This is a genomic window from Sphingopyxis sp. GW247-27LB (assembly GCF_002277025.1).
In the GTDB taxonomy this organism is placed as follows: domain Bacteria; phylum Pseudomonadota; class Alphaproteobacteria; order Sphingomonadales; family Sphingomonadaceae; genus Sphingopyxis.
Genome location: NZ_NIWD01000019.1, coordinates 181,778 through 195,602, shown reverse-complemented (window position 1 = coordinate 195,602; position 13,825 = coordinate 181,778). Strand labels below are relative to the sequence as shown.

Here is a 13,825-nt window from a genome sequence, read left to right as displayed (position 1 = left end):
CCTCAAAGCGCCCATAGCGCTCGAGCGATAGGCGGGAGAGGCGCATGGTTAGCCCTCCGCCGTGAGGCGCGACCGCAACGCGGTCGACGCGGTACGGAGGACGCCCGACCAGTCGCCGCGGGCGGCGGCTAGTCGAAGTTCGCCCTCATCGGGATCGCCGAGGGACGTGCTGGCCGCCAGCATGAAGCGCTCGAGGTCGCGGCTCAGCGCATCGATGAGGTCCGGGTCGCTCGCCGCCTCGTCGATCATGGCGCCCAGGTCGTCGCCGACGACGAGGCCCGTGCGCGCCGGCTCGGTAACTTCGACCCGGACCTTCTCGACGAACAGGGCCGGGGATATCGAAGATGCGATCGCGCGGACATCGTCGCGCAGCGTCGCGGCACTATCATGGAGCGCGCCCGCCTCGACCGTCTCGCCGCACAGCGTCACGCGCGCGATTAACGGCCGACCCGAGGCGTTCGCGCCGTGAAGCCCCACGAGTGCAGAGCGCAGCAGATCCCCGACCTCATCCATTCGCGCTTCGGCGCAGTTCACGTCGAGACGCACCCATCGGATAACGTCGAGCTCGATCCGCTCGACGGAGGCAACCTCGCCGTCGTCAACAGCAACCAGGACCGCGCCCTTGGCTCCGGTCTCTCTGATGGTTCGCCCCTGCACGTTGCCCGGAAAAATCACGTGGGGCTCGGTGCTGACCACCTCGAACTCGTGGACGTGGCCGAGCGCCCAATAATCATAGCCCCGAGATTTCAACTCCTCGAAGCTACATGGCGCATAGTCGGCATGTCCCGGCCGACCGGCCAGCGCTGTATGGAGCATACCGATGTTGAACGCGTGCGGCTCGGCCGGCGGGTAGGCCAGTACAAGGTTTTCGGTGACCGCCGGCGTCGAAAAGCTCTGGCCATGGACGGCGACGGAAAGTTCGGGAAGGCGATGAGTCTCAGGGCGCCGCGATCCGAACAGCCGGACGTTCGGCGGCCAGGGGACCGTGCGCGAGATGACGGAGGCCGCGTCATGATTGCCGGCCAGCAGGAACGCTGGAATACCGGCTTGGTCCAGGCGGCCCATCGCTTTCGCGAAGTAGAGACCGGTCCCCATGTCGCGCCAGTCGCCATCGAACAGGTCCCCGGCGATGACCACGAAGTCAACGTCCTCGTCGATCGCGCACTGCACCAGGTTGTCAAACGCCGCGCGCGTCGCTGAGCGGATCTCGTCGACCGGCAGGCCCTCGTATCTCGACAAACCGTGCAAGGGGCTGTCGAGATGGATGTCAGCGGCGTGCAGAAACTTAAAGCTCGTCAAGCTCATTCCCCTTTGACGAATAGGCGCCTCACTTTCGGAACCCCGCCACTAATAGGATGAATGTGAGGGCAATTCACCACTACTTACAAGGCCGCGAACGGATCGGGCCCCATTGGACGGTCGGTGGTCGTATGAAGTCAGTCAGACCGCGCTCGGGTCAGCCGGCAAGGCGATCACGTTCTCGTCACCAAAAAGCTCACTGACCTTCGCTAGCGCTGCCGCGCTGAGCACCTGCGTGAACAGGAGAGCCAGCCTCCTCTTCGGACGCGAACATGCCACGTAAAACAGGTTGCGGTTGCTCTCAAAGAAGGCGACCCTGTCTTCGGGAGGCCCGGGATCCATCCATTCCAGCATCTGAGCGAAGTTATACTTGTTCCAGCCGCGGCCCACGATGACGAGGACGTTCTCGAACTCGGCACCCTTGACGCCATGCTTCGTCGCGAACGGCGTGTGGCCGTCGATGAAGGCGTCCACGGCGATGAGCTCCGCATAGGGCACCTCGCGGAGCTTCCGCAACTGGGTCACCCGGCGCGGCTCGTCTTCAACCGGATCCGCTCCCACGGCGGCAAGCCGATCCTCGCGGTCGACGACCGCCTCGGGAACGCGCATGTGCGACTGCGCCCTCATGAAGTCGATTACCTGCCCAATCGTCCCCCTCTGCCTAAGCTCGATGAGTTCCTGGAAGGACTGGGACCAAGCCGCCTTGTCCTGATGACGGCGGATGCTGGGCCGACCGGCGTCGAGACATCCGAACATCTCGCCGTAGCGCTGCGCTCGGAAGGCGGCGCACGCGGGCTCCACCTGATCCGCGAGGAACTTGATGTGCGGATCCTCCTTCTTCAGCCACGCGTCGTTGAACTGACCGTAGATTTGCTGGATCGTTGGATAGCCCTGCTCCCGTGCGAGGACGCTGTGGCTGAGCATCAGGATCTTCGTCCGCTCGACTGAGAAATCCCAGCCTTCGCCGATGAGCCTGGCCTTGAGATGGTCGAAGTAGGCGCGGGCCGCCTCGGCGCTCGTATCTCCGGTCCAGTGCCCGCCTCCCTGGCCTGTGCGGCGCTGCCCCGGCCAAGCGTTGGTATGGAAGAGCCGCGCCTCGCCGGGCACGTCGGCGTCGCTGGGAATCTGCGGAAGCGCAGGCCTCATGCGGTTGAGCATCGAGACAATAGGCCCGGCCGACCGGAAGTTGGCGTTCTTGTCTATTACCTCAAGCGCGGCGTGGTCAACCGCCCCGCATCCCTCGCCGTAGATCTTCTGCCAGTGATCGCCGAAGAGGCCCACGACAGGGCCGGTGCCTGTGTCGAGGAAGTACTGCTTCAAGGCGTCCACGAAGCCGGCGTCAGTGTCCTGATACTCATCGACCAGCAGAATTGGATAGCGCGCGGTCATCACGGCCCGAAACTTGGTCCGTGCGAGGAGCGCGGTCATGAGCGTGAGCACGTCCTCGTGCCGCAACGACACTTCCGTTTCGGTCACACGGGGATAGCCGAGTTCATATTGGATGGTACGGACACCGATATCGGCGACATCCGCCTCGGCGAGCCGATCGGTCCAGCCCCCGAGCGTCGGCACCAGCGCACGGATCTCTGGCTGGAAGTCCTGCAGCAGGGACCAGCAGAAGCCGTGGATCGTTTCTGGTCGTACCGCAGGATGCGCCTGGATGCGGGACGTGATCTCGTCCTTCGCGACGTTCGTGAAAGTGATGCAGCCGATCTGCTGCCGGTTACGCAGGAGCTCGGTCCCGCGCAGGACGAGAAGCCTGCGGAGTGCCTTCTCCAGCGAGTAGGTCTTGCCCGCACCGGCGCCGGCCTCGAGACGGAAGCTGCGACCATCGTCGAAGCAAGTGAAGACGCGCTCCAACGCAACGCGGCCGGCGGCGTCGGCTGGGCTCTCCCCATCAGCCATGGGCGGGCTGTCCGCCGTCGGCAACTTCTACCCCGATCACCTCGGCGACCAGTTCCTCTGCCACCGCCTCGGGCGGTAGAACCGGAGCGGGATTTCCTTCGGCGAGCCACCGCAGACCTTCGGCGATGTATCTGGGCGTCCTCCAAGCCGTGCTCTCGATCGCGTGCTCTAGGGCGAAGCTAGACTTCTTCTGTTCGGCCGCATGCTCATAGGCGAGATCCGCCCGATCCCCCTCGCCAAGTTCAAACAGCTCCGGGTTGGCGAGGATGAACGCGTCCTCGAAACTGCGGGCGGAGGGTCCGCCATCCTCCTCAGGGATTTGATAGGCAAGGCGCCTGCCGGCGCTGATCTTCTCATCCGCCGTCTTCGCCAGAAGCTGCGCCGGGGACACGTCGGGCGAGAACCACTCCTTGATGCACGCGTTGCTGGTGAAAGTCCCCTGCGCCACGGGGACCGCCACGCGCTTGTTACTGGCATTGGGAGCCACGGAGTCGATGTCGGTGATTATAAGCGTGCGCAACTCGAGGAAGTTGAGAAGGTCGTAGAACCGGTGCGCGTACGCACCGCCGACCTCCATTACGGTCAGGTATTGGCTGCTGAGCTGCGGCTGCCCGGCCGCCGCCTCGTCAGTCTTGCGGATCATGGAGGGAAGCAGGAGCCGCTCCGACGTGCCCTCAATCAGGATCGCCTTGTCGGCGAAGAACAGGTCACAGCGTGAGAGCGTGAGATACTGGTGAAGGAATTCGCGCACCGCAAGCTCGGCGCCCGCCATGCCCTGACGCAGATCCTTCACGACCGAACGGCGCATGCGCTCGCCGTCGGGAATGGAGAGGAAGTAGCGGAGGCTCTCGAACCGCGCCTCGTTCGCCATGTGCGGGGAATGTGTCGTCACAACGAACTGCACCGGCCAAGGCCGATCAGCGTTCAGCTGCGCCACGAACGCGGCCGCGACACGCTCGAGCTGCCGGATGAAGACCTCCTGCATCTGCGGATGAAGGTGCGCCTCAGGCTCCTCTATGAAGATGAGGTGGACACCGGCCGATGTCGGTGTCGCCTGATACTCCCGGAAGAAGCGCAGTAGCTGAAGGAGCATATAGACGAGGTTCCTCGTCCCCAGCCCGTTGTAGGTCTCAGGCAACGTCATGCCGTTGACGCCCCGATACCTAACCCTCGTGTGGTCCTTGAGGAGCTTGTTCACGTCGAAGCTCGTCTCGGTCACGAGCCCAGGATCTGAAAGACCGGGGTATCCAAACAAATCGAACGTGGGCAGCAGCGAGGTCAGCCCAGAATTGAAGCTGTTGTGGACGTCGCCCTGAATGGCCTCCACCACGTCCTTAAGTTGCTCCGCGGTCGTCCGCCTCTCGGGGTTGATGTCGTCCGTCAAAGCCGACTGAAACAGCACCTCGACAACTTTGCCGAGGACGTCGCGTTCGCGGATGGTGTCATCGTCGAGACCACGCTGCGCGTTGATGAAGCCGCCTCCGATCAGCGTCGTGAGCAACTTGGTCTCGAGCAACTTGCGGTTGGTGGCATCGTTGGGATCGACGGCCTCAAGCGTCCCCGCATAGGCGGACGGGAGCCGTTGGCTTAGGTTCCGAAAGAAGCGGGAGCGGTCGTCTGCGGCGTCTTCGAGCGGTATCAGGTGGTCGGCAAAGAAAGCTTCGGGCGCTGTCGCCTTCGGGCCGAAACGAAACTCCAGGCGGGCCTCGTGACAGTCGTCGTTTAGGTCGATGATGCAGTTGCCCAGCGGTCCGAGATCCGGCGCATCCGTGTCGTATCCGATGTCGAGAACCAACCGAATCGATGGCAGCTGCCCTAGGACATCGGCGGCCTGCGGGTCGGCGCGGTAGGTCTGCAGCGCCTGCCAGAAGCTCTCGTGGCACCCGAGAGAGAAGTCCTCGAGCCGGAACGCCAGACTGCCGCCGGATAGGAGCCGCCGGAACAGCTCCGCAATCGAAGTCTTCCCGCTGTTGTTCCGCCCGACGATGAGCGTTGTACGTTGCTCGAACCCAACTTCGACATCCCGCAAAAGACGGAAGTTCTCAATTCTGGCCCGCACTATCCGCATTCTCATCCCCCCTAGCGCAGAGCTTTAGCCGACGAATGGCCGCATGTCGCCGGACGAAAGCGCCGAATTGAATGTACCGGCGCGGCCATCGCTTGCAACACTACGTGCATTGATCTATTCACGTAATATATACTCCTTACGTAAGGTGGATCAATCATGGAATTCCGCGCACCTACCGTCGCCGCGCAGCAGAACGCTAAGGCGCTCAACTACCTCACGAAGAACCTGAAGGATCCTGAGGCAGGCCGGCGTGCAGTCGAGGGCCTGATCGAAGAGCTGGGCAACGCGGTCGACGCTTACCCGGATTGGCATCCGATCCTTACCGCTCCCCCTCGACACGGATCGGAGCATATCGGCAGCCTCTCCCAGGTGGCAACATATGCGGAGGCAGACCCTACAACGGAATTCGTGAGGGGTTTCGTGACCTGCCCTTATTCCGGCGAAGGAGCCGACAGGCTCGTGGAGGCGGTGCGGCGGGTGCCGGGCCTAGACGCCTATCGGCTAGAGCAGCCGCTCTATGCGGACAGCGCCCATCCGGTCGTCGTGGTGGCCGTCAACGTCGAGCTGGAGGCCGACGGCACCATCAAGAGCAGGGACGCCCTGGCCTGGTTTGTGCAGCTCTCAGCCGCCGAAGCCACCGGCGCGCAGGTGGCTGAGACCTGGTGGAACGTCCGCTCACTCATACTTGGCAGTCCGCACGGATCGCGATCGTCTCTTTTCGTGAACCAGCACACCGGCGTGCACATGCGCAAGATCTTGGAGGCCATGAACGCCAGCGGCATGTTCGGCCCGATCAAGGAGTCCTCGCTTGAGATGCTCTCTCAGAAGAAGCGCGATGCGATCAGCGAAACGCTCATCCGAACCGCCGTCGCAAACTGGGATGGAGAGAACTCATCGTTCGACTTCGAGCTGCGGGGCGAGACATGCAAGGCGTCGCTTAGGGACACGTGGAACGACAATCATGAGATCTCGGTGCGCGTGGAGATCGGAAGGTTCGACCTCTACGTCACCGGCTTCTACTATCCCGAGGATCGCAGAATCACGCACGTTGATCCCCGCGGCAAGCGCGAGTTGGCGGAGAAGTTCCTGTAAGTATCCAGACCAACCTCGGCTTTCAGGACCTCCGTGCCTAGATGCGAATGGCGATTATGAGGCGCAATTTAGCCGCTTCTTCGCTTAGTTGACCGGAACCCAACCGATGGCTCCGCTGGCTTCCGGTAGAACAATTCAACGTCAAATTCCCCGAGCCGAACGGATCTGGTTCAGCGAGAACAGGCGGGCGAGGATTACGTCATTGTGCAGTACCCCTGCCCGCCAATCCTCGCCCCAGCCATAGGCATCGGCCACCGCCTCATCGAGCGCGGCATGGGCGTTCGCCAACCATTGCGGGCGGGCATTGTAGAGATTGGTGAGCGTGCGCTTCTTCAGTTCCTTTGCCGCTTCCTCGTCCTTGGGCAGGATGCGGTCGGGATAGCCGGGCACAACTTCAGGCTCACGCATCACCAGATCGCCGGGGTTAAGCCAGTTGTCTCGCAGTTCGTTGAGCCTCGACGCCGCAGCTGCGATCGCCTGCGCGCGCGGATCGTCCGCATAATCGGCGGCGGGCATGTTCGGGGTCAGGCCCTCGGGGAAGGGGAAGGTCTCGAAGGTGCTCGAGGGCGTGTAACGGGGCCGGTCCTCCAATGATGTGCCCGTGCGCAGCGACCACAACTCGTGGAAGCGCGAGTGGAGGATGCCGAAGCTGGTGTCGTCGTCGCGGGTGATTGAATAAACGGAGCCCGAAGCCAGGGTGCCCCCGGCCAGCCAAGAAAATATTCGGTGTTTCGAAACTTCCGGCGTCGCGATGAACCGAGCGAGACCGTACATGCGCGCACGAAGCTCGGGGCGCGACCGCTGATGCAGCCACCGCGTCGCCAGCGAGGCAGCTTCGTTTGCACGAAGTTGTGGCAGGGGTGGATTCTCAGCGGCACGCCGGGCATTTTCAGCCGCCCATTGCTGGTCAAACAGTTCATACGGCGCTTCGAATAATGCCGCTTCGGCGGCTGACGAAATACCATCGAAGTTGATGCACCAGCGCTCTTCTGTCCGTCGTGTTAGATCAAGACCCGTGATCCAGCGACACACAACTTCTGAGTTGCTGGCACCGTTCGGGTTCCCCCTGGACATAAGGAGACGCCGTGCGTCATCGCCGGTGATCTCGAATGGTCCACCGAACTTAACACCTTGAAATGCGAGGTTCTTGTTCGACGCGAGCGATGCTGCTTGCGTCAAATCAACCGTCTTGGCGCCGCCGGTTAAATCAGCATTGATGCGCGGAACCGGTAGTCCATTTAGGCCAGCCGACGGTCCCACGACACCCCGTGAGAAGCAAACAATCGACACACGCACCGCCGCGCCTTCTACTGTCCAGCCCTCGTCGCTCCATGCTTCGAAGATGCGCCCACCGTCGACTATTGGCTTCAAGACCTCGCGATTTACGCCGCCCCGGATGCTATTGGTGCTGACAAGTCCCGCACGGTGCAGCCGTCCGGCGGCCATCATCGCCCATGCCTTCGCGAACCAGTAGCAGACGAGATCGACTCCTCCCGGCACCTCCGGCCACGAGTTTCGCAGCGTCCGTGTGTAATCCTCCCCTAATTCGCGGATCATCTTCTTATTGCCTAAGAACGGCGGATTCCCCACTACGGCATCCGCCTCCGGCCACTCCGCCCGCGTGCCGTCCGCATTCAACACCGCATCCCGACACTCGATAGTGTCCAGCGGCCGCAGGATTGGATTCTTCGCCGCCTCGAAGCCGTTGCGGCGCATCCACTGGATCTCACCAATCCAGACCGAAACACGCGCCAGTTCGGCGGCATAGGGGTTGAGCTCGATCCCCAGCACATTTTCGGGCCCGACAGCTGGAGTGGCCTTGTCTAGGCCGAGCGTTTCGGCATCGATGTTGGCGCGGTGTTCGATATCCTTGAGCGCTTTCAGCGCCACGTAGAGAAAATTGCCCGACCCACAGGCAGGATCGAGAACACGAAACTCCTTTAGTCTAACCAGAAACTCGTTCCGCAGCCTTTGCGCTTCGCGATACGCTGCCTCTTCGGCCCGCCTGGCGGCCGCAAAGACTTTCCGCGCTTCACTCTGCGTTTTCGGTACGCGGGCTTTTGCTGCAGCGACTTTATCCATAGCCGACGCGATTTTCTCGCGGACCTCAGCCCATTCGGCTTCGAGCGGTTCGATAATTACCGGGCGCACGATCATCATGATTTTATCGCGATCGGTGTAATGTGCGCCCAATTGGCTGCGCTTGGCAGGATCGAGTCCACGCTCGAACAAAGTGCCCAGGATCGAGGGGTCGATCTGGCTCCAGTCGCGTTGAGCGGCGCTGAGCAATTGCTCGATATCCTCACTGCTGACGGGCAGCACGCTATTGTCGCTGAATAGCCCGCCGTTGAACCAGTCGATCGGTGTGAAGTCGATGTCGCCGCCCTCCGCCATCGCGCCGAACAGCTTGGCGGCATTGCCCTCGAAGCGTTCGGGCCGCACCCGGCTGGCGCTCAGCATCTTGGTGAACAAGTTGTCGGGCAGGAGGCCGACATCCTCAGCGAACATGCAGAAGACTAGCTGGTTTACGAAATGCGCGACGCGGTGCGCCTCGTGCCCGCGATCCCACAGCCGCTGGGCGATGCCGGCGAATTCGCGCGCGGTCTCCTCGGTCAAATCCTGGCGTGACTTCGCGGGCTTGAACTGATCGGGTTCGAGAAATGCGGCCTTGAGCCGATCGCGCACCGCACCGTCTGTCAGGTCGTTGAGCGCGATCTCGTGCGTTTCCTGGACGCTGTTGGTCCAGTTGGTGCGGATCACGATCCGGTTCATGTCGGATACGATCAGCAGCGGTGGATTCTCCAGCGCGACCGAATATTGCAGCAGCTGGCTATAGGCCTTGTCGAGATTGGCGTGCCGCCCTTTATACTCCCAGCCGAAACATTCGCGGCGCCAGACATCGGCCCAGCCGTTGCCGCCGCTGGCCTTATTCGCGCCCTTTTCGAAGGTGAACCACTCGCCCTTGCGATCGGCGGAGACCGGGTCGAGGACACCGAGCAACGCACACAGATCATTGAAATGACTTTGCGAGGCTGAGCGCTCCTTCAGCTCGACGTTTTGCCATTTTTGGAGAAAATCATGTGGTGTCATGCGCCCTCAGAAACAAACAAGGGAACTTGCGTCCTATTTGCGCAGCCCCCGCTTTTAGTAGCCAATCATTACGATGGAGCAATCACCCAGCACTCTTGACGTAGGCCTGCTAACAGGCAAATTCAACTGGCGCGAACGACCGATATGGCCGCAGAACAGACCCCTGTATGGGCCTAGAAAATCGCTATTGAATCTTCACAGATAAAAAGGGGGCCAGCTTTCGCCGGCCCGGATAAGTTTTGGGAGAGGATGCCTGAAAGGCGATCTGTATATGGGAAGCGCAGGATTATGCTGCAAGTGCGAAGTGACCCTTTTTCGCTGCAACTACTCAAGCTAGCGGGCGTATGAAAAAAGCGGCAAGCTGTCCTCACCGGGCGTCCCGGAGGTCGAACGACCCACCGTCGCCGTTTGCAGCAATTCGCGTGCAACCCGCGATAGCGTGTAGACCGCCTGACGGCGCGCGCCGCGATTGTAGTGGTCGACGCGATAGCCTTGATAATGCCGATGCAGCATTCCCGCGCGCACGAGATCCGAGACTGCCCGGCTGACGTTGGCCCTTCCCGCCGTACGAACGCGCTGCCGTAGCTCATCGTCGATTATAGTCTTGGCGGCAACAGCATCGGCGGGGAGGCGCCCATCGCTTACAAGTTCAGATTTCACGCGATCAGCTAACGCCTTACGACGCGGATCGCGAGAGCCCATGGGGGCCAAGGCGTCGCAAAGCCAATCCCGAATGGTCGCCGCCGAACCATCGGTGACAACGAGCGGCCCCGCCCTTCCATCCGGGCCGGCGATACTCGCAATGAGGTTGAGAACCATGAAAGCATAGCGCGGGCGGGCGGAGTTTTGCGCCAGCGCTTCCATCATGCTCGGCATATCGATTGGCGGCCCATTATCGCCGTGCTGCGCAAGGTTCTGAAGCATGTAGGAATCATGCACATCTAGAACGAAAAGTGAATCCCCCAGCCCAAAAAATCGGGCACTTTGTCATGGATGACACTTTGCCGGAGGGTAAAGTGTCATCCATGACAGTCTGTGGAAGTTTGCGAAGGCAGAGCGTCAGCCCCCGAAATGGATCGTTAGCGCAAACGCTATACGGGCGGAGTTCAATCGGGGCGGGTGCGTTTGCCGCAATCACAACTCAAGCCCTTTCGACCGATCGAGCTGAGTTTCTTCGCGCGGGGCCGGGGCCGCGGGCCTTCCAGCACCATTCTCTCCCCTCGGGTTGGCGATGTCGGTGTCCGCTCCGTTGCTGGCAGATTTTTCGTTCATCTCCTCGGCGGCGACACCGGGGGTGCTACCGAGATCCAGTTTGCGTTCGAGGTCTGCCAGTGACGGCTTGCTTGCATCTTCCCCGATCGCCGCGTCACGGGAACCATCTTTGCCGGACAGGATCCGTTCGACTGCCAGTTCGCCGATTGCCTCAAGCGCAGAAGTCTTGTCGCCGCGGTTGCTCTCCAGCTGACGTATCAGTTTAGCCTTGTCGTCGGTGAACAGCCTGACATCCATTTGCTGGCGCGTATGATTGACGAGAAAAGCGCGAGCATTGGAGAGGTTCGTCTCCCCCGCCCCCATCACGGAGAATACGGTTTCGTTCGTGATACCCTGCGCCATATGCGTGTTGATCGCATATGCGAGATCCATTCGCTTGAGCATCGGGTCGCCGTTCTTCAGCTCGCGGCGCTCGCCATCGGAGAGTTTGACGATGATGCCGTCCCGATCGACCTTTTCTATGCTGGCGATCGTCGCGTTGATCATCCCGCGTCCATCGCGCTTGTCGCTATCGGTCCAGCGGATGCGCTCGCCTTCGTGAACCTCGATACGTTTTTCGTTGCTGAGCTTCAGCCGATTAAGCTTGCCGTTAGGGTCGATCTTGGACGGTTCGACACGGTGCTTGCGTCCGCGCATATCGCGGAGCTGGACGCGGCCGTTTTCGAAGACGCGCTCGATATGGTAATCGCCCTTCGGCAGACCGAGCCCGTTATCGTGGCTCCCTACTTCGAGTAAATGCGCTGCTTTCCAGTTGCGTGCATAGCGATACTCCTCGCGGGTAAGCTGCAGAGTTTCGCGAACATTGAATGCGCGTCCCTCCCCCTTCAATGTGCCTTCGGCTTTCAGCCCGTCCTGAATGATCTGGTTGGCTTCCGAGCGGCCGTCACGGCTCGAAGGCAGGAGCGTGGTCTTATAACGTTCGTCTGCCGGCAGCGCGAGCCAGGCGCCGGCGGCGGCGGCGATACGATTTTTGCTCTCGATGACGCGTTCGCCAAGGATCGCGATCGCGCCGCGGACATTGCCGGCATCGGCGAGATCCGCGACAAGACGCATGTCTTCGGTCTTCTGGCGCATGTTGATCTTGACCTCGCTCACCGGCAGCTGGTCCTGGATCGCGCGCGCCTGCATGACGGAGAAGCTTTTGCCGGCGTCTACGGGCATGAGCTGTTTGCGGTCGCCGATGATGGCGAGGCGGCCGACCTCCATCAGATTCGCGATCGCGGTGAGCTTGTCCATGCGCTCGTTTGAGATCATCGATGCTTCGTCGACGACGAGATATGCGCCGGCGAGATCAGCCTTTCGCGCGGCGAAGGCTTCGGCCGACGCCTCGCCATTCAGAAATTTCTCATTGGAATAGATGAAGCTGTCGACGGTGCGCGCCTCCATCCCGGTGTCTGTCCTCAGATCCGCGACCATCTTGTTCTGGAAAGCGAGGGCCTGCGCATCGCCGCGCATATCGGCGGTTAGCAGGATCGATTTGGCATCTTCGGCTCCCAGCAAGCGCGCAGTGGCATCGATCGCCTCGGCCTTGGCGACGGGCTGAAGCATGGTCGACTTGCCCGCGCCGGCGCGGCCCTGGACGAGCACGATGCGATCTGGAGATGAGACGATCTGGATCGCGGCCGCGAGCTGTTCGGTGTTGAGCTCCCGCGGGGCGGCGAGCTCCTGCAGACGGTCTCGAGCGACTTCGGCCGACATGAGCGGGCGCGCCTCGCCGGCGCCTGTGTCCATCGCCTTCAATATGCGGCGCTCTTGCTTGATCGCCTCCCGGGTAGTGATCATGTCGATGGCTTTATCGAGCCGCTGCGAAGTTTCCGGGACGATCTCGCCCTTTTCAACGAGCTCGGCGATACGGCGTTCGATGCGTTCAGGCGTCACGCCCGTCTCGCCAAGATCCACAGCCGTTTTTATGACGTCGGCCGTGCTGAAGACCGCCTCGCGTTCCCCCAATATGCGAATGGCGCTCGCGGTCGCATATTGGGTACGGGCCGTCGCCGGCGTGCGTGTGAGTTTGGCAAGGCCGGAATCGACCAATGGATCCTCTGGCCGCTTCAGATAGTCTACAAGTCGGTCGCGACTATCTCGAATGGCGGTGCTGACCGCCAATATGCCGCGTTCGATCGGAGAACTGCGCTCTCGGGACCTCGCGAGCGCCATGGCGTAGATCTGGTCGCCATTGTAGCGATAGTCCCGCGCCTCGGCGCGCCAACGCTCGGCAAGCTCCGCACGATCGCCGGCATCCATCTTCGGATCGCGCGTGCGCTGCGTAATAGCGCGGCGGCCTTCCGGACTATGCACGCCGAGTTCCTCGGCCTTGGCCTTTATGTCGTTACCGCGCTTGGAGAAGCCATCGAGAGCTTCCTTGTTGATCTTCTCCCCATTGGGACCAAGAAGCTCGAAAGCGCCATGTTTACCCGTGATCTCGGTCTTATAGCCCAGCGCCTCGATCTTCTCGCGCAGGATGGCGTTCGCCATCGAGGTGAGGGTCGCGCTGGCCTTGTACATTGTTCCGTTGTGCCAGGCGCGCCAGCCATCGTCGCGGATGACTTCGCCGGTCTTCTCGTCGACGCGATCGGGGTTTCGGAATTGTTCGGGAAGCCGGGACAGATTGGCGATGACGGCATGGATATGGCTCTGCGGGTCGGTCGCCCGGCTCGTGTCATGCGGAAATAGCGCGTAGACTAGGTTGCCGGTGCGGACAGCGACATCCTTCCCGTCGACATGAACGCGAGCTTCGGCGAGGTTCCTCTCCGCCCAGACCATCGTCTGTTTGACTGTTTCCATATGCGCGGCGAGGATCCGCTTGTCGCCCGAAACCAGCGCAAGGAGCGAGGCGGACTTCGGCATGGAGAATGTGAAGTCGCGACCGCTGTCGCGTGTGTCTGGATCCCCGATCTGCGTTCCGTCAGGCAGTTCGCCGTTCAGGATGCGTTCGAACGTGGCGGTATCGACGGTCCCCGACAGCCCTAGATCCTTCGCCCCCTCCCCCGCCCACGCGGACACGGCTTCTGATTGCTCGGCCGTATAGTAATTGTCCGCCGCGAAGTAGGCCGCGGCCCCTCCCGCCGAATGCACTTTTCCGATCGAAACCGTCATCGC

The 13,825-nt window shown here is 61.7% G+C and carries 7 protein-coding genes; 1 reads left to right on the top strand and 6 read right to left on the bottom strand.

The window, feature by feature from the left end; genetic code table 11:
- Positions 1-48 precede the first annotated feature (48 nt).
- The 3 genes from CD928_RS22855 to CD928_RS22845 form a co-directional block, all read right to left on the bottom strand.
- Positions 49-1,299, bottom strand: coding sequence for a DNA repair exonuclease (locus CD928_RS22855; RefSeq protein ID WP_176473680.1), 1,251 nt, complete (start codon positions 1,297-1,299; stop codon positions 49-51).
- Positions 1,300-1,440: 141 nt separating this feature from the next.
- A complete protein-coding gene (locus tag CD928_RS22850) occupies positions 1,441-3,204 on the bottom strand; it encodes a UvrD-helicase domain-containing protein (protein WP_095389429.1) in 1,764 nt (587 codons plus the stop codon).
- Complete coding sequence (locus tag CD928_RS22845) at positions 3,197-5,272, bottom strand: ATP-dependent endonuclease (protein WP_095389428.1); 2,076 nt, start codon at positions 5,270-5,272, stop codon at positions 3,197-3,199. The genes CD928_RS22850 and CD928_RS22845 overlap by 8 nt, the downstream gene beginning before the upstream one ends.
- A gap of 156 nt (positions 5,273-5,428) precedes the next feature.
- On the opposite strand from CD928_RS22845, the gene CD928_RS22840 reads away from it, so the two are divergent.
- Positions 5,429-6,364, top strand: coding sequence for a hypothetical protein (locus CD928_RS22840; protein WP_095389416.1), 936 nt, complete (start codon positions 5,429-5,431; stop codon positions 6,362-6,364).
- A gap of 141 nt (positions 6,365-6,505) precedes the next feature.
- Here the strand turns inward: CD928_RS22840 and CD928_RS22835 are convergent, their stop codons facing one another.
- The 3 genes from CD928_RS22835 to mobF form a co-directional block, all read right to left on the bottom strand.
- Positions 6,506-9,454: a DNA methyltransferase gene (locus CD928_RS22835; RefSeq protein ID WP_095389414.1), complete on the bottom strand. Its 2,949-nt coding sequence runs from the start codon at positions 9,452-9,454 to the stop codon at positions 6,506-6,508.
- Positions 9,455-9,787: 333 nt separating this feature from the next.
- On the bottom strand, positions 9,788-10,378 hold the full coding sequence (locus tag CD928_RS22830) for a hypothetical protein (RefSeq protein WP_255247306.1): 591 nt from the start codon (positions 10,376-10,378) through the stop codon (positions 9,788-9,790).
- A gap of 210 nt (positions 10,379-10,588) precedes the next feature.
- Positions 10,589-13,822 (bottom strand): MobF family relaxase, encoded by a 3,234-nt coding sequence (gene mobF, locus CD928_RS22825; protein ID WP_095389412.1) that lies wholly within the window; start codon positions 13,820-13,822, stop codon positions 10,589-10,591.
- Positions 13,823-13,825: the final 3 nt, after the last annotated feature.

What these genes read in the sequence shown, in the direction of transcription:
- CD928_RS22830 (WP_255247306.1), bottom strand. Translation starts at nt 10,378, where the DNA reads ATGCTTCAGAACCTTGCGCAGCACGGCGATAATGGGCCGCCAATCGAT.
- CD928_RS22835 (WP_095389414.1), bottom strand. Translation starts at nt 9,454, where the DNA reads ATGACACCACATGATTTTCTCCAAAAATGGCAAAACGTCGAGCTGAAG.
- CD928_RS22845 (WP_095389428.1), bottom strand. Translation starts at nt 5,272, where the DNA reads ATGCGGATAGTGCGGGCCAGAATTGAGAACTTCCGTCTTTTGCGGGAT.
- CD928_RS22840 (WP_095389416.1), top strand. Translation starts at nt 5,429, where the DNA reads ATGGAATTCCGCGCACCTACCGTCGCCGCGCAGCAGAACGCTAAGGCG.
- CD928_RS22850 (WP_095389429.1), bottom strand. Translation starts at nt 3,204, where the DNA reads ATGGCTGATGGGGAGAGCCCAGCCGACGCCGCCGGCCGCGTTGCGTTG.
- mobF (WP_095389412.1), bottom strand. Translation starts at nt 13,822, where the DNA reads ATGACGGTTTCGATCGGAAAAGTGCATTCGGCGGGAGGGGCCGCGGCC.